Annotated in this window: 27 protein-coding genes and 1 pseudogene; 2 read left to right on the top strand and 26 right to left on the bottom strand. The window is 54.0% G+C overall.

Annotated elements, in window-relative coordinates:
* Positions 1–13 precede the first annotated feature (13 nt).
* The 25 genes and pseudogenes from ACSOSI_RS11615 to ACSOSI_RS11495 form a co-directional block, all read right to left on the bottom strand.
* Positions 14–2461: a phage tail tape measure protein gene (locus tag ACSOSI_RS11615; protein WP_476707121.1), complete on the bottom strand. Its 2448-nt coding sequence runs from the start codon at positions 2459–2461 to the stop codon at positions 14–16.
* Positions 2454–2573 (bottom strand): GpE family phage tail protein, encoded by a 120-nt coding sequence (locus ACSOSI_RS11610; RefSeq protein ID WP_126501581.1) that lies wholly within the window; start codon positions 2571–2573, stop codon positions 2454–2456. The genes ACSOSI_RS11615 and ACSOSI_RS11610 overlap by 8 nt, the downstream gene beginning before the upstream one ends.
* Positions 2574–2605: 32 nt before the next feature.
* Positions 2606–2908: a phage tail assembly protein gene (locus ACSOSI_RS11605; protein ID WP_476707120.1), complete on the bottom strand. Its 303-nt coding sequence runs from the start codon at positions 2906–2908 to the stop codon at positions 2606–2608.
* A gap of 57 nt (positions 2909–2965) precedes the next feature.
* Entirely contained in the window at positions 2966–3484 is a 519-nt protein-coding gene (locus ACSOSI_RS11600) for a phage major tail tube protein (protein ID WP_476707119.1), read from the bottom strand.
* Between the two features lie 16 nt (positions 3485–3500).
* A complete protein-coding gene (locus ACSOSI_RS11595; protein WP_476707118.1) occupies positions 3501–4670 on the bottom strand; it encodes a phage tail sheath protein in 1170 nt (389 codons plus the stop codon).
* A 274-nt stretch (positions 4671–4944) separates the two neighbouring features.
* Positions 4945–5925 (bottom strand): phage tail protein, encoded by a 981-nt coding sequence (locus ACSOSI_RS11590; RefSeq protein ID WP_476707117.1) that lies wholly within the window; start codon positions 5923–5925, stop codon positions 4945–4947.
* A 9-nt stretch (positions 5926–5934) separates the two neighbouring features.
* A complete protein-coding gene (locus tag ACSOSI_RS11585; RefSeq protein ID WP_476707116.1) occupies positions 5935–6750 on the bottom strand; it encodes a LamG domain-containing protein in 816 nt (271 codons plus the stop codon).
* 3 nt (positions 6751–6753) lie between these two features.
* On the bottom strand, positions 6754–8775 hold the full coding sequence (locus ACSOSI_RS11580; protein WP_476707115.1) for a hypothetical protein: 2022 nt from the start codon (positions 8773–8775) through the stop codon (positions 6754–6756).
* A complete protein-coding gene (locus tag ACSOSI_RS11575) occupies positions 8762–9379 on the bottom strand; it encodes a phage tail protein I (protein WP_476707268.1) in 618 nt (205 codons plus the stop codon). Before ACSOSI_RS11575 ends, ACSOSI_RS11580 begins: the two co-directional genes overlap by 14 nt.
* Positions 9369–10277 (bottom strand): baseplate assembly protein, encoded by a 909-nt coding sequence (locus tag ACSOSI_RS11570; protein ID WP_476707114.1) that lies wholly within the window; start codon positions 10275–10277, stop codon positions 9369–9371. Before ACSOSI_RS11570 ends, ACSOSI_RS11575 begins: the two co-directional genes overlap by 11 nt.
* 4 nt (positions 10278–10281) lie before the next feature.
* A complete protein-coding gene (locus tag ACSOSI_RS11565) occupies positions 10282–10632 on the bottom strand; it encodes a GPW/gp25 family protein (RefSeq protein WP_476707113.1) in 351 nt (116 codons plus the stop codon).
* Positions 10629–11270: a phage baseplate assembly protein V gene (locus ACSOSI_RS11560; protein WP_476707112.1), complete on the bottom strand. Its 642-nt coding sequence runs from the start codon at positions 11268–11270 to the stop codon at positions 10629–10631. Before ACSOSI_RS11560 ends, ACSOSI_RS11565 begins: the two co-directional genes overlap by 4 nt.
* A gap of 196 nt (positions 11271–11466) precedes the next feature.
* Complete coding sequence (locus ACSOSI_RS11555) at positions 11467–11691, bottom strand: retron Se72 family effector protein (protein ID WP_476707111.1); 225 nt, start codon at positions 11689–11691, stop codon at positions 11467–11469.
* Positions 11692–12864 carry a reverse transcriptase family protein gene (locus tag ACSOSI_RS11550; protein WP_476707110.1) on the bottom strand — a complete coding sequence of 391 codons (1173 nt, stop codon included), beginning with the start codon at positions 12862–12864 and terminating at the stop codon, positions 11692–11694.
* 518 nt (positions 12865–13382) lie between these two features.
* On the bottom strand, positions 13383–13832 hold the full coding sequence (locus tag ACSOSI_RS11545) for a phage virion morphogenesis protein (RefSeq protein WP_476707109.1): 450 nt from the start codon (positions 13830–13832) through the stop codon (positions 13383–13385).
* Positions 13825–14292 carry a phage tail protein gene (locus ACSOSI_RS11540; protein WP_218217974.1) on the bottom strand — a complete coding sequence of 156 codons (468 nt, stop codon included), beginning with the start codon at positions 14290–14292 and terminating at the stop codon, positions 13825–13827. The genes ACSOSI_RS11545 and ACSOSI_RS11540 overlap by 8 nt, the downstream gene beginning before the upstream one ends.
* A complete protein-coding gene (lysC, locus tag ACSOSI_RS11535) occupies positions 14267–14545 on the bottom strand; it encodes an Rz1-like lysis system protein LysC (protein WP_476707108.1) in 279 nt (92 codons plus the stop codon). Before lysC ends, ACSOSI_RS11540 begins: the two co-directional genes overlap by 26 nt.
* Positions 14469–14762, bottom strand: a pseudogene (locus ACSOSI_RS11530) (Rz-like lysis system protein LysB); the annotation flags it as partial. The pseudogene ACSOSI_RS11530 and the gene lysC, both read right to left, overlap by 77 nt.
* Positions 14763–14815: 53 nt before the next feature.
* Positions 14816–15325, bottom strand: a complete 510-nt coding sequence (locus tag ACSOSI_RS11525) for a lysozyme (protein WP_375189454.1) — start codon at positions 15323–15325, stop codon at positions 14816–14818.
* A complete protein-coding gene (locus ACSOSI_RS11520) occupies positions 15309–15518 on the bottom strand; it encodes an HP1 family phage holin (protein WP_151415520.1) in 210 nt (69 codons plus the stop codon). Before ACSOSI_RS11520 ends, ACSOSI_RS11525 begins: the two co-directional genes overlap by 17 nt.
* Positions 15519–15520: 2 nt before the next feature.
* Positions 15521–15724, bottom strand: a complete 204-nt coding sequence (locus tag ACSOSI_RS11515) for a tail protein X (RefSeq protein WP_099061768.1) — start codon at positions 15722–15724, stop codon at positions 15521–15523.
* Positions 15724–16230, bottom strand: a complete 507-nt coding sequence (locus ACSOSI_RS11510; protein WP_261098808.1) for a head completion/stabilization protein — start codon at positions 16228–16230, stop codon at positions 15724–15726. The genes ACSOSI_RS11515 and ACSOSI_RS11510 overlap by 1 nt, the downstream gene beginning before the upstream one ends.
* Before the next feature lie 93 nt (positions 16231–16323).
* Positions 16324–17073 (bottom strand): phage terminase small subunit, encoded by a 750-nt coding sequence (gpM, locus tag ACSOSI_RS11505; RefSeq protein WP_476707107.1) that lies wholly within the window; start codon positions 17071–17073, stop codon positions 16324–16326.
* A 3-nt stretch (positions 17074–17076) separates the two neighbouring features.
* Positions 17077–18282: a phage major capsid protein, P2 family gene (locus ACSOSI_RS11500; protein ID WP_476707106.1), complete on the bottom strand. Its 1206-nt coding sequence runs from the start codon at positions 18280–18282 to the stop codon at positions 17077–17079.
* A 70-nt stretch (positions 18283–18352) separates the two neighbouring features.
* Entirely contained in the window at positions 18353–19198 is an 846-nt protein-coding gene (locus ACSOSI_RS11495; protein WP_476707105.1) for a GPO family capsid scaffolding protein, read from the bottom strand.
* A gap of 160 nt (positions 19199–19358) precedes the next feature.
* Between ACSOSI_RS11495 and ACSOSI_RS11490 the strand changes: the two genes are divergently transcribed.
* Both ACSOSI_RS11490 and ACSOSI_RS11485 read left to right on the top strand, forming a co-directional pair.
* Positions 19359–21131: a terminase ATPase subunit family protein gene (locus ACSOSI_RS11490; RefSeq protein WP_476707104.1), complete on the top strand. Its 1773-nt coding sequence runs from the start codon at positions 19359–19361 to the stop codon at positions 21129–21131.
* Positions 21128–22165, top strand: a complete 1038-nt coding sequence (locus tag ACSOSI_RS11485) for a phage portal protein (RefSeq protein ID WP_099061774.1) — start codon at positions 21128–21130, stop codon at positions 22163–22165. The genes ACSOSI_RS11490 and ACSOSI_RS11485 overlap by 4 nt, the downstream gene beginning before the upstream one ends.
* 460 nt (positions 22166–22625) lie before the next feature.
* Here ACSOSI_RS11485 and ACSOSI_RS11480 read toward each other — a convergent pair whose 3' ends face one another.
* Complete coding sequence (locus tag ACSOSI_RS11480) at positions 22626–23387, bottom strand: hypothetical protein (protein ID WP_476707103.1); 762 nt, start codon at positions 23385–23387, stop codon at positions 22626–22628.
* Position 23388 lies beyond the last annotated feature (1 nt).

Genomic DNA, 23388 nt, shown 5'->3' with positions numbered 1-23388 from the left:
CAGCACACCCTCCTTAATCCGTCGCCATGTTTGAGCGCTGTGCAGCACGGCGTTTGCGCTCCCGTTCTTCCACCACTTCCAGCAACATCCGTTTGGTTTCGGCTGCGCTGGTGCCGCCGGGGTGCTGGCTGCCGACGTGGAAGTTGTTGACGCTGTTATCGACAAAGGCTTTCCCACCCCCGGCCGTAACCGGCACATAGCCGCCCGTCAACAGACCACCAGAGGGGGAATATCCGCGCCCGTTCGCACCGTTGGCGTAGTCATTAGCCTTCTGCGCTTTCTTGTCGAGGTCACTGGATTCGGAGTTGATAACCCCGAGCTTTTCCAGCACCCAATCAATGCCCTGTCGCAGTTTATTGAATGCTTTTAGTGGTAGGCCAAGCACATTAGCCAGCCCCCGACCAAAAGCCAGCCCCGCGTTTTTGCAGCTATCGAGGGTCTCTTTGGTGGACTCCACCGGCTTGATTAAATCCTTGAACCACTGCCAGACCGCCTTTAGCTTATCGCCGAGCCAGTCAAAAACCGGTTTCAAGGGTTTGAACAGTTCACCCACCGGCGCAAACGCCTCCATAACCCCCTGAATCACACCACTGAAAAAGGCGCTAATAGGTTGCCAATATTTGCGAATCAACAGCACCCCGGCCACAATAGCCAAGCCAATCGCGACTATCGGCCACGTCAGTGCGCCAAGTGCTGTCATGATTGCGGTGCCAGCCACGCTAAAGGCCGTCCCCATCACGCCAGCAATCGCAACGATACCGTTAATCCCCATGATGACCGGCCACGATGCCAAACCAATCGCCCCCAAAATGCCGACAATAGCGAGGCCACCAAGGGCAATTTTCCCCAACGTCCCGGCCAGCTCTTTGTTGTCTTTGATCCAAAGGTCAATTTTCAGCAGGAACTTTGTCGCTCGATTTGTCAGCGCACGGAATGGCGTTTCCAGTTGGTCATACAGGTCGATTCCGATGGCCTCATAGGCGGATTGAAGCTCTTTCAAATCCCCGCCGAGATTGTCCTGCATGATTTTGACCAGCTCGGCAGTCTTGCCGTCAGACTCCCTGAGCAATTTGGTCAGGCGGTCAAGCTTGCCGGATGCGGCGTCCCCCATCAGCACAGCGGCGGCCGACGATGCCTCCTCACCGAAGATGACCTTCATGTACTCCGCGCGCTGAGCAGTACCAAGCTTGTTTTTATCAAAGCTGTTTTGCATTTCCTTCAGGATACTGAACAGCGGCCGCATATTGCCTTTGCGGTCAGCAGTCTTAACGCCCAGCTCCCCCAGCGCATCCTTGGCTTTACCCATGGGTGCCTGTAACCGGGTAATCACCGCCCGGCTCCCCGTACCGGCCATAGAGCCAGTGATTTTGGCATCGGCCAGCGCACCGGCAATGGCGGCTGTCTCCTCGACGCTGATACCGGCATTTTTCGCCACCGGCGCAGCATAGGTCAGGGTATCGCTGAGGCCCTCAAAGTTAGCGGCACTCTTGTTCATGGTCTGGGAAATCACGTCACCAATGTGCGCGACCTTGTCGTTTGTCAGCCCGAAAGCCGACTTTACCCCCATCAGCAGAGTGGCGTTTTCCTCCATGGTTTTACGGTTGGCCAGCGCCATATTGAGCGTGACCGGCGTTGCGGCGGTAATTGCGTCTTTGTCGCCGCCTGCTTTGGCAATGATGATTTGCGCCCCGGCTGCGTCATCGGCGGATGCGGCCGTGTTATCACCAAGCTGTCGCGCCTGCGTGCGAAGCGCCACCATGTCGGCGGAGTCTTTTGCCACACCGAGCACGGCCTGCAACTCAGAGTTTTTTTGCGCAAAATCATACCCCGGCGTCAGGAGTTTTTTTGCCGTAAAGCCGCCGACTGTCGCCCCCCCTACACCCGCCGCACCCGCCCCGGCCACACTGCCCGCCAATTGCTTCCCGGCCTGATGGCGCTGGCTCACCGCGCTGAGTTTGGCCTGCTGTTGGCTAACGCGAGATAGCGCCTCACGCTGGCGGTTAAGCTGGTTAGTGGTTTCACTCAGGGACGATTTAAGGCGACGCTCGTCGGCGGCCAGGGTGCGGGTATTAATCCCGGCCTGTGCCAGCTCTTGGCGCTGACGCTGTACCGACTGGCGCAACCCGTTGTATTTGAGTTGCAGCTCGGCGGCCGAGCGCTTGGCCGCGTCCATCACTTGCGCCTGTGCTCGGGTCGGCTTCTCGGTGTTTTTGAACTGCACCGCCAGCGCGGCGGCTTCCTGCTTAGCCTTTGCCAGCGCCTGACCGGTGACGGCAAGCTGCGCGCTCGATTTGCGGAACCCTTCGACGCGCCCGGCCTGCGCGTTTAATTCTTTCAGATTCTGCCGGGTGTCGCGGATTTCCGCAGACAGCGATTTACTCGCTGTCTGGATGCTTTTAAACGGGCGGGTCGCTTGGTCAACGGCTTTGAGTAGCACCTGCAACTTGACGTTGTTACTCATTCGTTTGTCCGCTTCGTTGGAGCGCTTTGTCGCGCCAGTTGAGGAGTTCTTGCGGTGTCATCGGGTAAAGCTCTGACGGCGGCCAGTGAAAAATCGTCGCAATATCCGCCATCAGGTCATCAACCGACAAGTCAGCAGGGAAATCTACAGTGCCGAACTCGGTGCCAAAAAACCGATTACCTTCCCGGCCAGCGCCACAAGGTCAGGCAGATCCAGCGCAGTGACTTCGCTCTCGGTCAATGCCGGGTACGTCATGCGCGGCAGTACCTTAATCAGTGCATCAACGTCGGAGTTTGCCAGCGAGGCCAGCCCGACACCGCGCAATGTACCGGTGTTGGGTTTAATCAGCGTGACGGTGGTGATGGTGGTATCGCCGCGTTTTACCGGGGTATCCAACTGCACGACGTTTGGGTTATCGGTAGCGATGACGGTAGTTTCGTTTTTCATGATGTTCTCTCAATTCAGTATGGGGAATGGCGGCCAGCGTCGCTGACCGCCCGGTGATTACAGCCCAATATTCCGGCGGTGCTGTTCCAGCATGTCGACGCCATTCACGCGCTCAATCATGTTGACGGTGTCAACTTCGATACGCTCTTTGCCGTCAACGGTCAGTTTGAAATAGGTGCATTGGGTCGAGATTTTGGTCTCGGTGTCTTCGCCCTGTTTCTGGTCGCCAAAATCAAACTCTTTGTGGCGGCCACGCATCACGATTTCCACGGCCACCATGTCGCCAGTGTCATCGCGCTGGTAGGAGCCACAGAATCGCAGTGGTACCGATGCCGCACTGGCAGCGGCGTACTGCTCCCAGAGCTGGTCATCCGGGAAGCCGCCAACAGTCCATTCCATGCTCAACGCGTCATCGTCCAGCCCCATATCCACCGGAGCCGAACCGTTCATGCCGCCGCCGCGGTAGTTCTCCAGCTTGCGGGTCAGTTTCGGCAGGGTCACAGAGCTGACCACGCCCATATAGCTCAAACCGTCGTTAAACAGGTTGAGGTACTTCAGTTTGCGCGGTAGTGCCATGGTTTAACGCGTCCTCTTAGCTATTGACGCCTGCAGCCAGATTCACCAGATACTTATCAGTGATGCGCTGGCGCAGGGTCAGGTCTTCCAGTGGGGGAACAGGGGTATAGTCGTAATCGATATACAGCTTCCCGGCTTTCAGGGTCTCTTTATCGTTGGCCGACTCGTCGTACCAACAATCCGCGTCGATGATGTAGCCGTTGGATTTCAGCTCACGGAATTTGGCTTTAATGCCATCGACAATGTCGCGGATGAGCGATGCAGTGACCGGTTTATCCACCGCCCACAAGTGCGCTTCGGCCATGGTGTCAGCCAATACTTGCGCGGTGCGGGTGTAGTTCTCAAACAAGAACAGCGGGTCATCAGAACAGGAGCGGTTACCCCAGAAACGGAAACCGTCTTTACGCACCAGCGTCGTGACCCCGGCCTCATTGAGCAAGTCGGCATCGGTGCCGGGTGCTTGCAAGTCCCAGAACACGCTGGCGGAAATACCGGTCACGCCGTTGACGCCAACGTTAGACAGGGTTTTATGCCAGCCGGTTTCCGTGTCGATTTTGGCGCGCAGACCCAGCGCGCGGGCGGTGGCGAATGCCGTGGCGCTCACGTTGCCGGTGGTATCCCATGCGAGGAAATCCGGCCAGATGAGCATCAGCTCGCGCTGGCTGAAATTGTCGCGGTAGGCGATGGCCTCGGAAATGGTTTTGCAGCCATACGCACTGATATAACCGTACGCGCGTAACTGCTGGCAAATACCCGCCAGCGCCGTCGCCACTTCCAGCGTATCCAGTCCCGGCACGCCCAGAATACGTGGTTTTACACCGGTGACGGCCTGCGCAGTAAGCAGGGCTTTCATGCCGGTATAGCGGCCGTTTTCATCCGCGCCACCGATGATGTTCGACGTGGTTTCCGCCGCGTCCTTACCCTCTTCGACACGCACGACAACCGTCACCGGTTTGCACTGGTCGCCGATGGCGGCCAAGGCATTCGCCAGAGTGCCGGATTTCCCCGCCTTACCGGCGGCGGCAATCACATCGGTAATCAATACCGGGGTGTTTAGTGGGAAAGCCTTCGGGTCGGCATCTTTGCCGGTGCAGACCATACCGACGATGGCCGTCGATACGGTGGAAATGACGCGCGTCCCGTCGTTGATTTCGACGACGCGCACGCCGTGGTGATAATCACCCATATTGTGACTCCGGTTGTTGGTGGTGTGCCTAGCTTGCCGCCGGGCTTGCGCAGGCGCACGCGATGGCCGGTGGATGGCCGACCAGACAACGGAGCAAGGAGACAGGAGGATGAGAAAAAGCACGACGATCGATTTGGCCGATCAATATCAATTCATTGATCTGTGCAATCGATTGGACGAAATTTAGCCGGAGCGGTTAGGGTGGTTTTATCTATCGGGCAACATCAGGGAAATGCCGTAGGTAGACAACGGCCCGCACATGCGGGCCATTTTTTTATGCAGCGCGATACCAGCACATGAGTTTGATGTGACTTTCTACAATGCTGAACGTCTCCCCTTGCCCCATTTTTTCCGTTTTCCCCGTCACATCGTGACCATGTGACCCCAAAATGAGTTCATGTTCATGTTCGCCACTTTCATCCGTTTTACCCTGATTCATAGGGCTGAATAACGCAGTATTGTTCCCTCCTAGCTCATAGGCGTTATCTCGTAATGGGACGCCATCATGAATGTGCTTTCCGGATTTCTCAGTTTTCTTCTTTCCAAGGTCAGTATCACCCGCTTTCCCCGTCAGGCTGAGTGCCTCCGCTGGCAAGTTGGCTTTGGTGAGGCGCACGCTGTCACTACCCCCCGTGGTCAGCACATCAGAGCCGTCCTGTTTCGCAATCCTGATACTCTTGTTTTCACCGGTGTAATACCACTGCGTACCGGGCCAACGTTGATTCGGGTTCAGATTTGTGGCGAAGAAGATGCTGATACCCGGCGGATAAATATCGTCAAACGTCGTTTTCAATTCGGCCAGCGCATAGGCATCATTCGCCCTGTCCAGTGCAGGCTTGACCGCGTTCCCGACATACTCGACAGTCGCCATAACGACGGAGGGGTCAACTTTCAGCGTTACGGCCTCGGTGCTGCTTACGCGTAACAGCATCCGCACCGTTGAAATGCGGCCGGAACCCTCCTCCAGTAGCGGCTTATAGGTCGCAGGCAAACCGCCGTCGGCGATGCGCTCGCCAGTCTCATCGTAAATCGCGGTACCGTGGATCCAGAAGCCGCCGACGTGCGCCGGAATCACCATTTCTACCGACAAGACGCCATCGTCAATGACCGCCAACGAATTAACCTCGGCGCGATACATTTCGGTTTCTCCATCCGTGACCGTCATGTACGTGATATTCAACTGCATCCCACTGGCAAGCGCTTCGGCGATTTTCCTTTCACCGGCAGAGGTTAACTTGCTGCTGTATAACGGCATATATCCCCCTTACAGGCTCGCTTTAATCGCATTCATACGGTCATAGATAATCGCACGGTCATCCAGACTGGTGAGACCCGGAATCAACAATGTCATAGCGATATCACCAAAAAATCCATGACTAAATGGGTTCCCCGCGCCCCCAATGATGACCTGCCGCGATGCCGGAGTGTTGAACGGAATGGCCGGAGTTGCCCGGCGTTGCTTCACTACGCCATCGATTTCCATCGTGTGAGACTCCGGCGTGACCTCGACATATGCCGTGTGCCATTCGCCGTCATCCACAAATGACATGTTAATCGGGTAGTTGTTATTCGTAATCGGCGAAACCGCGCCATGGTGCAAGAACAACGCCGTGCCGGTGTAGCCGTCATCGCGGAAACGCAGCCGCATGATGTTCGGGTCTGCATCGTTGTTTCCGATGATATTCCCCCCGGTACCGACATAGCCTCCTTGATTGCGCAGCGGCACGCGATAGACCATTGCCAGCACAAAAACACCATGTTGTGGCAGCGCTTCATATTCACCGGATGCCAGCACGGCACCGGGCGCAGAGGGCCCACGCCCCAACCCGAAATTCAGCACAGGGACACCACTTGCCGAATTAATCAGTTTTGGTAAGACGCTGGGATTGAGAGGCATCCATGATGTATTGCCCGAACGGTCATCAATCGAAGTAACCGCTGTACCGTTAACATTCACACCGCTGGTCGACTCCACCCACATGGACGGATCCATATACAGGATATTTTCTTCCTGCTCCGTTAAATTGAACGAAGGCAGATAGTTATTTTCAAATTCGTTTTGCCCTTCAAATACCAACATTCTCTACCTCGTCATGTTCATGATGTAAGCCGGACACCAGTTCGGATGCGCTTTATTTTCGTAAAGTGAAAGGTGCGCAGTGCTGTCGCACACCGCCCCTCTCGCGCCCTCAATTGGTCCATCTTGATTGGTGGTGTTGTCGTCATTACGCTTAATGGCGTACCCCACGCGGCACGACGGCCCGGCTGGGGGTTTTGACAGTTCGATTTCAATCACCGTGCTGGATGCCACGCTAACGCGAATAATCTCGGGTGGCGCATCTGTAAAGTCATCAAACACAAATCCCATGCCAGCCCCCAACCCGGCAGTCTTGATGACGTTATTGGAGGCATCAAGCACCAGTGGCGGACGTGGCACGTCGTGTAATACGCGGAAAACGGTGTCAGTTTTCCACACATAGCCCGTCGGCTTGACCGTGCGCCATCCGGTGCCGAAGCACTCCCAGACGATAGCGCGCGCAACAATCTGCCCCCGGCGATTCTGACCGAGTGAATTGATGTGAATAGTATCGCCCGAAGGCTGGGGGTAAACGGGGCCGGCCAGACGAAGATTCCCGACACCATCCGCATCAAATTGCGCCTGCCGCACAGGTTGGTCCCAGAGACTCCGGGATGATGGTGTGTACGCGCATTGAGACATCATCACCGGCACGTTGCTGACCTGATTAAAGATACGACGCGCCTCCGCCTGAATATTGGCGTCAAACTGCTGCATTTGGCGCTTGTGGCGCTCGGTGGTCATAAAGTTCACCGAATCACTGTCCGATTCACCAGCCATCATATCCACAGCAAGCAGGACAGGTTTCCAGCCCTCCCTTTCACAGATATCCCGCGCATCAATCAGCCCTTGCACCAACTTTTGCCATGTTGATGTGCCTTTCGTCAGCGCCATGTAAGGCTGGCCGCCCATTGCCGCAATGTACGACAGAGTGCGGATACGTTGTCCCGTGTGTTTCTCCACTTCACTGACGATGTGTGTTGCTATGCTGCTGGCGGCTGTTTCTTTCCAGCCACCATTGATAGATTCTCGCAGTGACTCCAGTTCGGTTACCGGTGTTTCCGGTCGCCCTGGGTTTTCCTTTCCTGCCCCGCGTGATGACTTGAACATCCAGCAGTTATCAGGATAAAGCGGATCTGTCGCAATCAGGACATCACCGTTTTGCTTGCTCCATCCCTCGGCCAGACTCTGGCCCCAACTGATAATGATGTAACAAATGGTCGGGTCTGGATCGACCGACAATCGGGTCGACGTGACGCCACACACTGAGCCGGTATTGCTGCTGTAGTTAATGCTTTGCGCTGGGGTAGCGGTATTCCCTGCAATCCGTCTTAACCCCTTTGCGGTGGCGATGTAGTGCGCACCCTCCTGCGTATAAGCCTCCGTAATTTGACGTTTTTTATTGACGAAAATACGTGAGCAAACAGCCCCGTCCGGCAACTTAACCGGCAGCGATTTATACAGAAAGCGCGCGGGCAATTCCGATTCAGCCGCGGCTAATTGAGTACGGCCCTTTTTGCGCGCATCAATCCAGCACAGGCGCGCCGCATTGGTCATAAACGGCGCGACACGCCCGGTCGGTGACGCTACCCCGGCAGAAAATCCTAGCGGCAACCCTGCGAGGCGCGCAGGTACATTCCGCACCTTTCGTTTGATGCTGTCGATAGCCTTGGTTAGCCCTTTGCCACTGGGTAGCCACTCACCCGTAGGTGTCGCCACACCGTTGATATTTTGATATTCCTGCACCCACTGGCCGGACACGGTTGAACGAACGCCAAATTTTGCATCGAGTGGTATACGTCCGGCATTGATGTCTGCCTGCGCCAGTGGCGCACTGGTGTACGGCCCCTCGCCGAGCAACGCCATACCCGCCAACGCGTCATTTTGATTGCGCAAGTAAGTGGTGCGTGCGGCCAACTGCACGGCCTGAATATTGGCGACACCACTCTCACCGCCTTCTACCACGTCCTTGCGGTCAATCTGGTAGATGTCCGGCACCCATAGCGATTGCTCATTAATCTTTGTCATACTGATTCCCGGTGAAAGAAACTTGCCCGTTATAGTTGAGTGCGCCGTCATACCGGCTGATAGATTTAGGTTGATATCCCTCGGGATACACGGTCAATATTTCCCCCATATAGCCACAAGCCGCAAAGTGAATGACCCCCTTGGTTCTGTTCTGGATATTTAGCCCTTGAATATGGCGGCTCGCGGGCTTGGCATCGCCAATCAGGCGCTCCAGCTCCCCGACTGTCCCCTCCGTCATTCCAACGTCATTGACGTCAACCGTGAGGCGAAACGTTCCGGACGGGTCAGCCACCTCCCACCACTCCGCGATGCTCATGCTGTAGCCCATGTTTTCAATCACGCGGCGAATAGCGGAAACGGTGCCTTTGCGGCGGTGGATGTAAAACGCATCGCTGACAGCCTTGCGCTTTTCCGCCTCCGGCCAGTCCTCATCCCAGCGGTCAACGGAAAATGCCCACGCCAGATACGGCAGGAATTTGACCGGGCATCGCATCGGGTTCCACAGGTCACGGAGCGGCACATTTAAATCCATACCCGCCGCGCAAGCCTCGGCCGCACGCCGCTCTAGCGCGGATGACCCCGGCGGCAGCAGGCTACTCATCAGAGCCGCCGATAATGATTTGATAATCGGTACAGTTGGCCGCCTGCGTCTTGTCCAGCACAACATCAGATTGCGGAGCCGCCAGTTCGACACGCTGCACCCCGCTTACATGCAGCGCGGCATAGATGGCCGAGCGGCGAATGTCACGGCCGAGACGTCGCTGTGCGTTGATATAGGCTTTTAGACGCTGCTCAGCGGCGGCTTTGATGGGTTCGACGGCTGGGTCAGGCAAGACAAACAGCGTGGCGATAATCTGGTAATCAACAATCGTTGCCGATGCCACTGTCACCCGGTCAGCCACCGGGCGCACACTCTCGTCATTCAGTGCCTTGGCCACTACCGCGAGCAACTCATCGGGGGCGGTGCCGTCACCGTCGCGCGCCAGCACGCTGACTGAGACCATGGCCGGGGCCGGACTGAATACCGAGGCATCGGCGACACGGCCGTCGGCGCTCAGGGCGTGAAACTCATACGCCCCCACCGGCCCCGCGACTGACATTCCCTCAAAGGCCGACGGGATGCGAGGGCGGAAATCCTCGTCTGACTCCATGACGGCGGCAATGGGCGGGATAGCAGAATCATCCGCCGGGGCAATGGTCAGTCGCGGGGTGTTGTTGTTCGCGCCGAGCTGGTCGAGGTCTGCACCGCCTGCATAGGCCACCATGACCGCCTGTGCGGCCTCATTGACGCGCTGGCGCAAGATAACCTCACGATAGGTGTTCTCCTGCAGGAGCTTGACGATAGGCTCCGACTCCAGCGCCAAAGTGCGTGCAATGGCCTCCTGCTGGTCTGCCGGATACAAAGAAATCAGCGTTGCCTTGCGCTCGGCAAGCAGGGTTTCATAGTCCAGCGGCTCAACGACATTCGGCGCGGGTAGCTGGCTTAAATCGATAGTTGCCATGGTGTCAGCTCAGTGGAACGGTTAACGAAAATGTGCCGCCGGTGGTGTCTTGGCGCACGCCGGTAATATCAACGAACATCTGACCGTTGAAGCTTTTCTCGAAGGTGATAGAGGTCAGCCGGACGCGTGGCTCCCATTTGAGGATTGCCATGTAGCAGGCGGCCATCACCTGCCCGTTCACCGCCGGGCTTTGCGGCTGGTCAATCAGGGCCGACAGCAACGAGCCATACTCCCGGCGCATCAACCGCAAGCCGACAGGCGTGATGAGGATATCGCGCACGCTCTGGCTGATATGTTCGCTGTCCGTCAGGGTCTGGCCCGTTTCCCGGCTCATTCCGGTGTAGCGCACTGTCATGAGGGTTTATCCGTTTGGCCGCCGCCGGTCTGGACGCCGCCGTGGGTGTGGGTATGCACGACAACGCCATTAGATGTGATACTGCCGCCGCTGTGATTCAGGTCACCGGTCATCTCGCCACCCTCTTTAATCTGAATGGTGCCGGTCACCAACTGGTTACTGCACTCCACGACGGGGGCGTTGAGGTTAATTTTTTTGCTGGCGTTAACGGTCACCGTTGGGGCGGTTACGTTGACAGACGTCGATGCGCTCACATCGGCCGTCACAATGCCGGAAACACTCAGCGCGCCGGTTTGTGGCTCGTACTCAATGACCGCGCCATCGGGAAAGCTAACGTGATAGGCTTCGGCAGACGCCGACGGGGCCGGAAAGTCGTCGGAAAAAATACCCGGCAGCACAAAAGCGGTGTCGAGTTCGCCGCCCAACGCCAATAGCAATACCTGCTCGCCAATGGACGGTGCCCACCATGTGCGCGCACCACCGGCGCGACAGGTTAGCCACTGCAACCAGTCCGACGTATTGCCACCAAGTTGAACGCGACAACGCGCCCTCTCAGGGGCGACGTCAACGATGACACCAATACGGATGAGGTTGCGCACAGCGCGTGCTAGTTCTGAAATCGATTCGAGTGTGTTCATGGAGGGAAGGATGACCGATATATTATCAGTCTACAAACAAAGGCAATTAGTTAGAGGATGAAACAACAAACGTAGTTTTTAGATATACTCAGATTAAGATGAATAGATGTCTAAATCACCATTGCAATGGTAAACACACTTTCAACACACCGGGGGAATTAATATATTAAACAACACACCAATCCCCCAGCACAAATCACTCTAATGATAGCTTTTCAATGTTATAGGCTCTAGGTCCTTTGGTTTTTTTCTCAATAGTAAACCTAACCCTATCACCAATATTTAAGAATCTATCCTCTCCAACTATTTCCTCATAAAAAAAGAACACATCTTTACCTTTATCTCTAGTTATAAATCCGAACCCCTTAAAAGAATTGAATGCTTTCACAACACCATCATGAACTTCTGCTTGAGACAACATTTACCACACCTCGCTTTTCTTTGGTTTATTCTTAAAGTGCGCACTTAATCGTCGGCGCCACAATCTGGATTCAAAAATATAGTTTCTAGACAGAATCCCTAATTTAGAATAAACCAAATTCAGCCTAGTCAACTGACCATAATTCAAACCTGCCGGATTCAACCTCAACAAACTTTTACAATCCAGTATTATTTTCCGTCTTGCGGAGTCATCATACACTGGCAAAACATTATTTAACCTCTCCCTAAGACCTTTATGATTTGACTGCTCCAATCTATTTAATTTTGCAACCAGTCCTGATGTTTTGTTCCAAATTTCATGATACTCATCAGTTGAATTGCCAGCCAAATATAAACGCTCACAAGCATGAACCATAGCCCTAATATATCTGCGCTCATGTCTTGTTACTTTAGGTACCTTATGCCCAACCCAAAGACCAGTAACAATAAAAGATTGAACATTAATTTTTTTATTCTCAACTCTTGTTTTCTTTTTATTGTGTTCTAAGCCATGTTTTTTGAATAGAGCAACCACACTTCGGATACACTCACTAATGCGCTCCGCCGATAACTCCTTTGGTGAGGATAGAGTCACATCATCTAATAGCCGTGTATAACTAATACCTAGACTTCTAAGTCTCGATACAACTGTGTATTCTGAATTAAAGAAAACAAGGTTGGCTATGTATGATGAGGTACATGCTCCTTGAGGAACCTTACCTCTATATGTGGTTAGATTAGTCAAAAGCTCAGACACATCATTTGGAAATTTAAATAACAACTTAAATATTGGAGTGACTTTGTCCGATTTTATATTGTCATAAAAATTCCTCACATCAAGACCAATAATAGTCTTACAACCACTAGCTGAATGCACTCGCGCGTTTTCTACATAATCACGCTTATTATCAGAATCTCGAATCCCACCATGCAGATATTTCGGATATTTAACCTTCTCGAATATTCTTTTATTTATTCTTTTTTGAATTCTCTTTAACTCGAACTTTGGTTCATATACTGTACGTTCTTTCCCTTTGGATTCTATAATAAATTCAGAATATGAATTATCTATATCTTTAGAAATTGACAGTAGTTTAGTTGATGCTACTCCCAAACAACGGGCCAATGCATCTATAGAAGCGATGGGGAAATGTGGGTAATTAGGTTTGTCCATAACCTTTCCAAATGTATTAGAGCGGAAAAGTGGTTAGGAGTTAGCTAAGTTTCAATAGTAGTTCAATAACGACCACTACTAAACCAGCCCACGGAGCGAGTCCCACAAACGTAGTTACTCTGCTACGTGAATTCAAGTCAATTTGCTCTGTCGTACAATTCCTCTCTCGAAGATTTTGCACCAAGCTCTTAGTTTTGTTGATAGTCAATTTTAGTTCGAATGTAAACATTTCTGTATTTCCTAGTTTAATCGTACACATGTACGGCCAGACCAAGGATCCACATCAGGATAAAATAATCGACTTGAATAACTCCTAACCTTTTCGCCAGACAACTGTCGATTGTATGTGCAACGAATTGATGCGCGGAACACGTCTTCCACGAAATCGCACGATACCCCCGCATGACCGGTCATGATCCTTTCGGATCGCCTAGGCTTCGGTTCCTGATTGAAATTGACATATCTAAAGAGCACAAGAGGCGAATGCCACCTCTGAAACAGATTGTAATATTGAAAAATTAAGAGTCAAGGTAATTAATGATAATATTACCAATCGCTTCAACCTCGGCGGGATCCCAGCCCAAAAGCGCACGTTTTTCATACTTTACCAACCTCGAAAAACGACTTGCATGATCATATAACCCTTCCTGATGCACGCGCGCCATTCGCTGCACTCGGCCCGCAAACTCGACCAGCGCCTCGTCAGCCGACCCTTTGGCTTTCATGTAGCGATTGGTGCGCAGCTTGGCGAACATTTCGCGCTTAACCCGCCCTTTCTTGCTACGGATCGGCTGGCGTTTGCGGTCGGCATAGGGCGCGCCGTCCGGTGCCTGCTGCCGCTTAATCCTGCCCTGTTGACTGGCGCGCAGACGTTTCGCAATATCGGCGGCCATCTGGCGACGGCTGGAGGCGGACAGCCCGGCAATCAACGCAGCCAGCTTGTCATCAAAAGGCTTTAACTCATTCATCCCATGCACTCACCAACTCGCCATTAGCATAAAGATGCGTCGGGCTTTCCACCGGCATCGGCAAGGGGGGTTCCGGCGCGTGCGAGACATGCAGCTCGCGATTGACCTCTTTCACTATCGTGCGCTCAGTCAGTTGCAGGCTGATGCTGATGTCATAGCTGTCGTCTTTATTAATATCGGCGATGTAGGTAAAGCCCTTTTTCTTGCCCTCGGCCGTGGTCATGGCATCGGGCTGATTTTCCCGCAACCATGCCTCAATGGGTACCAGCAGGAAATCAATATCATCCGGGTAGTCGGTGACCATGACGTTGAGCGTATAGCGATTTTCAAAAGACAGGGACGCGGCCAGCGTTGCATTGATGACACCGCTATCGATAAAAATGCGCAGCATATCCGGGTTGGCCTTGAGTTTCGGCACCGCGTCATAGAGCGCCTTACGCAGACTTTTCGGCTTTAACATCGTTTTCCTCCTGACATTTTTTCACGGCCTCAACCTGTAGCGCGCAGCTCACCAGCGCACGTTCAAGATTGAAAATATCCGCGCTTAAATCACCGTTGGTTTTCGGGCTGCTGCCGGGCAGCGGGCAACTGCTGACCCTCGGACAACCAGCGTAAATAATCGTCGGGGGTGGCAAAGTCGGGGCGGGTGTGCAGCCCGATAACGTCATCAGGCAAAGCAGACTGATACCAGCGACGCAGAACTTCATTTTCATTGAGAAGCCTCGTAATGGTGTGGTTTCGACGGTTCGCCAACAGGTCAGCGGCGGCGATGCGCTGGCGCAACATAACCTGTGCTCGTTCATTACTCAGGGCACTTTCCTGTAAGGCAGCTATTGCTGTGCGGCTTTCGGTTAGCGCCGCCGCTATTTTGACGTTTTCCAGCTTGGTGGCATCCAGTCGATCGCCAAGGGTAATAACCTGCCATTTCATCAATGCAATGACCGCCAGCAACACCAGCGCCAGAAAAAGCTTGCTACTGCGACTCATAACGCCCCCGTCATACACAACGCCACTTCCCGACCCCGGCGATTCTCCAGTCCGGCAGACCTGACTCCGTTGACAAACACCCAGCGGGGAAGCTGATTGCATGCGGCTGGCCACTGCTTTTTATTGATGAAATTCGCCAACGCCGACGAGCACGCTGCGCCGGTGCCGACATTAAACGCAAAGCTGACCACGGCGTCATAGACCGGTTGCGGCATGGTCACCGGCATGCACTGCGCGAGGCGTTTCTCGACCTGCATGACGTCAGCCACCAGATTGACCGCCGCCTCCCGCTCGGTAATTTGTCGCCCTGGGTTAACCCCGGCCGTGTGACCGATGCCACTTGTCCAGACGCCCGCACTGCACTGATATGGACTCAGGCGGCACCCTTCCAGATTGGCGATTAGCTCAAGGCCTGCCATCGACGTATGCAGCCGGGTAAAGTCCGGCAACAAGGCCGCCAGTGCCAACACGACGGCGACGCTGCAACGTTTAACGATTGATTTCATCGAAAACCTCCCGGGGGATGCCGACATTTTTCAGTAGCAAATAGCTTTTGCGGCGGTAATACCAGTTAGTTAAAAAAGTGCCGACGCCGACCACCGCGCCAACAATCAACGCAATATCCTGCGCGGAATACTTCCCAGCCCACGCCAGCAGCACCGCAACGACGTAGGCAATAAACGAGGTGACTTTCTCCATGGTTAATCCCATAGCTGAACGGTTTCGGATGCCGGGGCTGTGTCAATCACTGGCAGCGTGACCACCGTGCCATGCGGCAAGATGACACCCAGCTCAGCCAACCCCGGATTAGCCAGCAGCACCGCCTCGACCACGCCCTCGGTGCGGCCGTAAGCGCGATAACACAGCGCGTCGAGCGTGTCCCCTTGAAGCGCGATGACGTTCATCAGATTTGCCCGACAATGCAACGCGGCTTACCCTGTAACCGGGCGATTGACCAGCGCATATCCCGCCAGTGCTCATCAATGGACACCTCGACGCTGTCGGCTTTTTTGTCCCCCTTGGCGCTGGCATCCGCGCCCCGATAACGTTCGTACAGCGTTGCCGTGGTCATGGCGCAGACCGCGCTCAGGTAGTGGAAACACTTCTCGCTTTCGCCGTCGATTTCATCGGCAGGAACGGCGGCCAGCGTCTTGAACCCAGCGGCGATTTGCTGCTCGCGATAGAGATAAAGCTCCGCATTCGTCTCCGCGATACCGCTGCGAATGGCAAAGCGCAGGCGCTCAGGCGTGACCGTGTACTCCAGCCGCATCAATTCGCGGATGCGCTTCGGGTCAACGTCCGGGAAAAAGAACGTGTTTTTAATCACCGGCTCTGGCGCATCCGGCTGCGGGATAATGGCCGTCGGCTCGTCCTTCGGTTCGACCGGGTTACGCATAATCACTGTCGTCATGACAACCTCAAAATAGGTGGGCGGTGAACGATGGCGTTGATAAGTCAAAAGACACTCTCGGCCATCGTGCCGCCCGGCACGGGGTGCGTTCTGTTAACCGCCGGTTTTTTTAACCGGCTTACGTGGACGCCCGCGCTTGGCCGGAGTTGCGGCGGCCTTGCGCGTGCGCGTGGTTGTTCTTTTTGCGGCGGGCGCGGGCTTCGGCTTGAGGGCGCTCTCGCATTTTTGGATCTCTTTTTTCACCCCGGCATTGCTGTCGAGCTGCATTGCGCGGACGAGGTACTCCAGCGCCTGCGCTGGGTCACCGCTGTCACTCAACATAAGACCGGCCACCTTGTAGAGCTTGGCCTTGACCATGTCAGGCATATCCTCGGCGGCGGTCATTTCGATGGCGGTGCGCAGGTCATCGATGCTGGCCGGGCTTCCCGCCTTGCGGCTGCGTTCTGCCGACAGTGCCACCTCTTCGGCAAACAGATACGCGACCGGCCGTTTGTTGTTCGGCACCTTAAGACGGTATTTCAGGGCATAAGGCGCAATGCCCAGCGCGCCGGGAATGTCATCGGCGTCGAGTTTCCACTGCATGACCGTCATCAGAATGTCATCCTGTGCGCCCCGACCTTCGGCCAATACACCCGCCACCCATGGCGCGTATAACGGCAACATGGCGCGCTTGTGATCGGCCTTTCTCTCGACAGAATGGATAAGTTTCAGCTTTGTGCGGTCTGCGGCCAGCTTGACGAGCATTTGCTCGTAGGCGGTGGCATGGCGCAGCGGATTATCCACCCGCTGCGCGGCCTCCACGGCCGAGACCCGCATCATGTGACGCTGTGCGGGACTCGTCATGGTTTACTCGCCGCCTTCTGGTTGAGTTTCCAGCGTGGTTTCCGGGGTTGCTGCCGGTTGAGCCACAGCGCCTTGAACTGCCAGCACAATAGCGTCAGCTAACGCATTGATATCCGCGCCGGATGACTGCTGGATCACATTCGATACCATAGCGGCCGATTTTTCAGTCGGTGCGGGCAGCAGTTCGATGTTTTCAATCAGGCAACCGGCCGCATAGTCTTCGACCACATAGTCAATTTTCATCGACTCGTAGTTCTCGACGCGGTCACGCTTGGCGTTCTCTTCGATGTGACGACGGTGACTGTCATCCATGATGTAAATCGACAGATTGGCGAGTGTAGTGATAAAGATGGCGTTAGCCGGGAAGAACGGCACGCGCACCGCTGGCAGGTTACCGATACGCTTCTGGCTGACAATCACGTCGGCGGCCAGTGCCTCGGTATTGGGTTGCTCTTGGTTGACCAGCGGGAAATATTTGTCGGCCAGCAGCTTACGGCCACAAATCACCACAAGGTCAGGCGACTCCTGATGCCATGGCGCAATCAGGTTGTTGGTCGCGTCCATCACCACGGCATCGAGATTGGCATAATCGCCGCCCTTGCCAATGCGAATAACTGTCGAAATTACCGCACCATCTTCGCCGGTGATGTTGCTCATCACGCGCGATGCGGCCTCTTTACGGTATTTTTCCAGCCAGCCCTCAGCCACATCCTGCAGCATCGGGTTTTTGGCACGGTCGGAGGTTGCCGCACGGCTGGTGCCATTGAACCCGGCCATGATGAAATCCAGCGCCTGACGCTTGGCGATGGCGTTGCGGATACGCAACTGGAAATCCTGATAGCGCGCCCATAAATCGAGCTGGTTATAGCGCAGATGGAAATCAAAGTTCACCTGCTGGCATTCGTACTTGTTGGACTCCAGCGAGGTGAAATCAGCGGTCTGACGCTCTTTACCGCCGTCGGTGTCGGTGGTGCTGGCAATTGAACCGTTGACGCCCACACCGACCTTCTCGCCCTTCAACTCAGCAACCGGGGTCATGTTGATGCGGGTCAGGAACTCGGAGGACTCCTGTACGATGTTCATCAGTGATTGCGTCACTGACGGCTCTACGCTGAATTTTTTGCCGACGTCGCCGACGTCCGTGATGCCGTTCAGCTTGGCAACCTGTTTCAGATAGGCGTTAAATTGAAAGCGGGTCTTTGTCTTCATTACATTATCCTGATTCGATGAATTCGGGTTACTTCACAGCGGTGCGCCACGCGCCCCGCCCTGGCTGTTATCAGCAGTTGGTCAACAGACTGTCTTCACCGTTGCCGCCGGAGGCTTTCGGGCGTCGCTGTTGGCTCAAGTTCTCGGTGGTATCGAGGGTGATTTGAAGCTCGGAAAGCTGTTCCTGACCGGCCGTTACCTCACCTTTCAACCCTGCGATTTCCTGCTCAAGCTGGGCAAAGCGCGTTTCGGCGCTGTCACCGTTGGTTTGTACCTGCTCGGCGATAACAGTGACCGCGTCATGCACATCGCTGAATCGCGCGTCATCGCTGATTTGTTTACGGCTGAACATGCCTTTTACACGGTCGGTCAGATTAGTCAGCAGACTGTCAGGCAGCTCCTCAAACTCCAGCAGCACCTCAGTCGCCACAGAGAACACATCACCCGGCTCGGCTTTTTTACCGGCCAGCGGGTTAGTCTTGGCGCGGGAACAGAATTCGAGGTATTCGGTGCCGAGGCTGGCCGGGTCATCAGTGACCGCCAGACCGACGAGGTAGCATTTGCCGGTGTTGGCAAAGTTCGGGCGGATTTCCATGGAGGTGTAAACTTTCTGGCTGGCCTTGACCATGCCGACCAGTTCGTCGGTCGGGGTCATTTTGGCGAACAGCGCCCACTTGCCATTGAGGATAGAGTCATCATCAATCTTCTCGGCCTTCAACTCGACCACGTCGCCGAGGCGCTTAAAATCGCCGTTGGGAAACAGCCCTTTGATGTGCTCCAGATTGATACGGCAACCATAAACACGCGGGTCAAAACCGCCTGCCATTTCCTGAATATCGTTACCGTCAATTACGCGGTTGTCACAGGTGTCGCCCTCGACGCCAATGCGAAACCATTTAGATACTTTCTTTGCCATGAGCCATTGTCCTGAGTGGTTAAGGTCGGGGCTAGTTTCCCGACTGACCACCCTCACGGCCAGCGACGGCCGACGGACTATCCCTCAGACAACAGCACCTTAGCGCGCAGCCGTCGTGGCTTGCGTAGCCTTGCCCTCGTCATCCACATGAGGGCATATCATGCAAATCCAGACCGACACCTCGTTACTCAGCGACCCACGCCGACAGGCTGCGTTGCTGTACTGGCAAGGTTTCTCCGTGAAGCAAATCGCGGAAATGTTGAAGCAGAAAGCACCCACGGTGCAGAGCTGGAAACAGCGGGAAAAATGGGACGATATCGCGCCTATTTCCCGCGTGGAGTCCAGCATCGAGGCGCGAATGGTGCAGCTCGTTCTCAAGACAAAAAAAGAGGGCAGCGACTACAAAGAAATTGACCTGTTAGGCCGCCAGATTGAACGCCTTGCGCGCGTCAGCCGTTACATGAATTCCGGCAACGAAGCCGACCTCAACCCCAACGTTGCCAACCGCAACAAAGGCGAGCGCAAAAAGCCGACAAAGAACTATTTCAGTGACGAAGCTATTGCGAAGCTGGAAGAGATTTTTTATGACGAGTCTTTCGATTATCAGCTCGGCTGGCACAAGGCCGGACTGGCCCACCGCATCCGCGATATTCTGAAATCGCGCCAGATTGGGGCGACCTTCTATTTTTCCCGAGAGTCACTGCTGCACGCGCTTAAAACCGGCCATAACCAGATATTCCTGTCAGCAAGCAAAACGCAGGCGTATGTATTCCGCGAATACATTATTCAATTTGCCCGGCGGGTTGACGTTGAGCTGACCGGTGACCCGATTGTGCTCGGCAATAACGGCGCTAAGCTGATTTTTCTCGGCACCAACTCCAACACAGCGCAAAGCCATAACGGCGACCTGCTGGTCGATGAAATCTTCTGGATCCCCAACTTCCAAAAGCTGCGCAAAGTGGCCTCCGGCATGGCCTCGCAGAAGCACCTCCGGTCAACCTACTTTTCCACCCCGTCAACGCTGGGGCATGGTGCGTTTCCGTTCTGGTCTGGCGAACTGTTTAACAAGGGCCGCAAAAACGCCAGCGAGCACGTCGAGATCGATATCAGCCACAGCGCATTATCCGCCGGTAAGCTGTGCGACGACGGCCAGTGGCGGCAAATCGTCACCATTGAAGATGCCCTGCGCGGTGGCTGTAACCTGTTTGACCTCGACGTGTTGAAACGGGAGAACAGCGCCGAGGACTTCCGCAACCTGTTCATGTGTGAATTTGTCGACGATAGCTCGTCAGTGTTCCCGTTTGAGGAGTTGCAGGGCTGCATGGTCGACAGTCTGGTCGAGTGGACAGACGTTAACCCGTACGCTGACCGGCCATTCGGTGACCGGCCGGTGTGGGTCGGCTATGACCCGGCGCACTCCGGTGACAGCGCCGGTTGCGTGGTACTGGCTCCGCCAATGGTGACGGGCGGCAAATTCCGCATACTGGAGCGCCACCAGTGGAAAGGCATGGATTTTGCCACGCAGGCCGAATCCATCCGCAAGCTGACCGGAAAATACAACGTTGAATATATCGGCATCGACGCCACAGGCATCGGGCAAGGCGTTTTCCAGTTGGTGCGCGCCTTCTACCCGGCCGCCCGTGAAATCCGCTACAGCGCCGAGGTGAAAACAGCCATGGTGCTCAAGGCAAAAGACACTATCGGCAGCGGCCGGCTGGAATACGACACCGCCTACACCGATATCACCAAATCGTTTATGGCCATCCGCAAAACTATGACCGCCAGCGGCCGAGGCATGACCTACGAGGCGAGCCGCAGCGAGGAAGCCAGTCACGCCGACGTCGCGTGGGCAACCATGCACGCGCTGTTAAATGAACCCCTGACCGCCGCCAACGGCCAGCCCTCTAAATCTATTCTGGACTTCAACCGATGAGCAAACGTAATCGCAACCGCAACAAGGGAAAAGAGACTCTGACTGTTGCAGAGCCTGACCAGAAAATGCAGGCGTTTACCTTTGGTGAGCCGTCGGCCGTTCTGGATCGCCGCGAGATTCTGGATTACACCGAGTGCGTCGGTAACGGCAAATGGATTGAACCGCCTATCAGTTTCTCCGGGCTGGCGAAAAGCCTGCGCGCCGCCGTTCACCACAGCTCGCCGATTTATGTGAAGCGCAACATTTTAGCGAGCACCTACATCACGCACCCCCTGCTATCACAGCAAGATTTCAGCCGATTTGTGCTGGATTATCTGGTATTCGGCAACGCCTTTTTAGAAAAACGCCAGAGCGTCAGCGGCAAGTTGTTGAAGCTGGAAACCTCCCCGGCCAAATACACCCGGCGCGGCGTTGAACCCGGCGTTTATTGGTTTGTGCAATCGTTCGTTGAGCCGCACCCGTTCGCCGCGAACAGCGTTTTCCACCTGTTGGAACCGGATATCAACCAAGAGCTGTACGGGATGCCGGAATATCTGTCGGCGCTCAATTCTGCCTGGCTGAATGAATCCGCCACGCTGTTCCGCCGCAAGTATTACCAGAACGGCGCACACGCGGGCTATATCATGTACGTGACGGACGCTGCGCAGAACAATACCGATGTGGAAGCGCTGCGCGATGCGATGAGCGACTCAAAAGGCATGGGGAATTTTAAAAACCTGTTTTTCTACGCGCCGAACGGAAAGCCCGACGGAATCAAGATTGTGCCGCTCAGCGAGGTGGCGACGAAGGATGATTTCTTTAACATCAAAAAGGTCAGCGCCGCCGACCTGCTGGACGCCCACCGCATCCCCTATCAACTGATGGGCGGTAAGCCGGAGAACGTCGGGTCAGTGGGCGACGTGGAGAAGGCCGCAAGGGTGTTTGTCCGCAATGAGCTGACGCCGCTACAGCAACGTATCACTGAGGTGAATGACTGGATCGGCGAGGAGGTCATCCGCTTTAAAAAATACACCCTCGACAACGACGACGAATGATAAACCGGCCGCCTGATTGGCGGCCTTTTCATACCCACCTGCAAACGCCCTCAGACGCCCACCAAGGCCCGCGCGGCCGACCCCAGCAGCGAATCAAACCAAAGAGCCGCAACGCCATCACGACACGCTGACGCCGTCAATTCTGATAATTAAATACGTGCCTGCGCGCAATGCTATCCCCGCCACGCCTGCCCGCTTCGCTGGGCGGTTTTAATGCAGTTGCCGGTGGTACTCTAAGCCTTGTTGGGTATGGCGATACGTAGAAAATAATCATCGAGGATTTTTACGCAAGATAATGCATCTTCATGCACTTTTCATATCACAGAACTAGCTCATGAAAAGCCAATGAATCTGCCTTATAGGATTTCACGTGTAGTAATGTGTAAGTTTAATATAACTCCCGAAAATCAGTCACTTTCAATGCAAGAATTATAAAAGGCCTCAAGAGGCCTTTTGGTATTCAAATTTTAATTGCTGATATTTTCCTTTGAAAACTCTCAACAAATATTTTTTCACCAAACCCCATTATCAACCCTCCTGCAAATGCCATAAATGGATCAGTTGCTATGGCTTTAGAGCTGAACCCACCCAAATTAATAGTAAGCACATCTGTTTTCATCAACAAGGCCAATGAGATTGAGAAAACAACAACAAATATTACTCTTGTAGTTATTCCCAATCCATCACTCATAATTGACAGTATTTCTTTGAATTCAAAAACTCTAGTCCTAAAAGCTAATGACAGCCAACATCCCAAACAGGCCCCCAACGCAACTAGAAGTAAATTCGCAATATAGTGCAAAGTGGTGTCATCAGTAAACCTAGTTAAGCCAAAGTAGAATAAAAAAGCAAGTATAACCGGAATGAAAATTAACTTAATAAAATTCAATAGAATATCATTCCTAATATTTGGCCCTGAATTAAAAATAACTTCATTTTTTATTTTCTCGAGACCATTTCGCGCCAATAAAACTTGGCTAACCTGTCCATTGAAAGCCAGGTCTGCTAGCACATAAACCCTTTCATAATAAAAGCAATACATAGGTTCACTTTTATTATATAACCTTTGCAAAACCATTATGGAAAGTTCAATGTCATCTTTAAGTTTAATGATTGAATCAGGAAACTCATTTACTTTTTCATTTACACAAAAAAATATATCATCCAGTTGACCAGGTCTTTTATACTTACTAACAGTGAAATACTTTTCCTCTATGGCCATG

The sequence above is a fragment of the Serratia sp. AR11 genome, from assembly GCF_056376275.1.
The sequence above is the reverse complement of the archived record's forward strand: the minus strand, read 5'-3'. Positions and strand labels throughout refer to the sequence as shown.

Bases quoted from the DNA above. Each gene is read 5' to 3' on its own strand.
- ACSOSI_RS11560 (WP_476707112.1), bottom strand. From the start codon at position 11,270: ATGAACACACTCGAATCGATTTCAGAACTAGCACGCGCTGTGCGCAAC.
- ACSOSI_RS11485 (WP_099061774.1), top strand. From the start codon at position 21,128: ATGAGCAAACGTAATCGCAACCGCAACAAGGGAAAAGAGACTCTGACT.
- ACSOSI_RS11610 (WP_126501581.1), bottom strand. From the start codon at position 2,573: ATGGCGGATATTGCGACGATTTTTCACTGGCCGCCGTCAGAGCTTTAC.
- ACSOSI_RS11525 (WP_375189454.1), bottom strand. From the start codon at position 15,325: ATGAAATCAATCGTTAAACGTTGCAGCGTCGCCGTCGTGTTGGCACTG.
- ACSOSI_RS11605 (WP_476707120.1), bottom strand. From the start codon at position 2,908: ATGAAAAACGAAACTACCGTCATCGCTACCGATAACCCAAACGTCGTG.
- ACSOSI_RS11615 (WP_476707121.1), bottom strand. From the start codon at position 2,461: ATGAGTAACAACGTCAAGTTGCAGGTGCTACTCAAAGCCGTTGACCAA.
- ACSOSI_RS11515 (WP_099061768.1), bottom strand. From the start codon at position 15,724: ATGAACGTCATCGCGCTTCAAGGGGACACGCTCGACGCGCTGTGTTAT.
- lysC (WP_476707108.1), bottom strand. From the start codon at position 14,545: ATGAAAATGAAGTTCTGCGTCGCTGGTATCAGTCTGCTTTGCCTGATG.
- ACSOSI_RS11500 (WP_476707106.1), bottom strand. From the start codon at position 18,282: ATGAAGACAAAGACCCGCTTTCAATTTAACGCCTATCTGAAACAGGTT.
- ACSOSI_RS11540 (WP_218217974.1), bottom strand. From the start codon at position 14,292: ATGTTAAAGCCGAAAAGTCTGCGTAAGGCGCTCTATGACGCGGTGCCG.
- ACSOSI_RS11490 (WP_476707104.1), top strand. From the start codon at position 19,359: ATGCAAATCCAGACCGACACCTCGTTACTCAGCGACCCACGCCGACAG.
- ACSOSI_RS11570 (WP_476707114.1), bottom strand. From the start codon at position 10,277: ATGGCAACTATCGATTTAAGCCAGCTACCCGCGCCGAATGTCGTTGAG.
- ACSOSI_RS11510 (WP_261098808.1), bottom strand. From the start codon at position 16,230: ATGACGACAGTGATTATGCGTAACCCGGTCGAACCGAAGGACGAGCCG.
- gpM (WP_476707107.1), bottom strand. From the start codon at position 17,073: ATGACGAGTCCCGCACAGCGTCACATGATGCGGGTCTCGGCCGTGGAG.
- ACSOSI_RS11585 (WP_476707116.1), bottom strand. From the start codon at position 6,750: ATGTTGGTATTTGAAGGGCAAAACGAATTTGAAAATAACTATCTGCCT.
- ACSOSI_RS11480 (WP_476707103.1), bottom strand. From the start codon at position 23,387: ATGGCCATAGAGGAAAAGTATTTCACTGTTAGTAAGTATAAAAGACCT.
- ACSOSI_RS11520 (WP_151415520.1), bottom strand. From the start codon at position 15,518: ATGGAGAAAGTCACCTCGTTTATTGCCTACGTCGTTGCGGTGCTGCTG.
- ACSOSI_RS11555 (WP_476707111.1), bottom strand. From the start codon at position 11,691: ATGTTGTCTCAAGCAGAAGTTCATGATGGTGTTGTGAAAGCATTCAAT.
- ACSOSI_RS11595 (WP_476707118.1), bottom strand. From the start codon at position 4,670: ATGGGTGATTATCACCACGGCGTGCGCGTCGTCGAAATCAACGACGGG.
- ACSOSI_RS11600 (WP_476707119.1), bottom strand. From the start codon at position 3,484: ATGGCACTACCGCGCAAACTGAAGTACCTCAACCTGTTTAACGACGGT.
- ACSOSI_RS11580 (WP_476707115.1), bottom strand. From the start codon at position 8,775: ATGACAAAGATTAATGAGCAATCGCTATGGGTGCCGGACATCTACCAG.
- ACSOSI_RS11550 (WP_476707110.1), bottom strand. From the start codon at position 12,864: ATGGACAAACCTAATTACCCACATTTCCCCATCGCTTCTATAGATGCA.
- ACSOSI_RS11590 (WP_476707117.1), bottom strand. From the start codon at position 5,925: ATGCCGTTATACAGCAGCAAGTTAACCTCTGCCGGTGAAAGGAAAATC.
- ACSOSI_RS11545 (WP_476707109.1), bottom strand. From the start codon at position 13,832: ATGAATGAGTTAAAGCCTTTTGATGACAAGCTGGCTGCGTTGATTGCC.
- ACSOSI_RS11565 (WP_476707113.1), bottom strand. From the start codon at position 10,632: ATGACAGTGCGCTACACCGGAATGAGCCGGGAAACGGGCCAGACCCTG.
- ACSOSI_RS11495 (WP_476707105.1), bottom strand. From the start codon at position 19,198: ATGGCAAAGAAAGTATCTAAATGGTTTCGCATTGGCGTCGAGGGCGAC.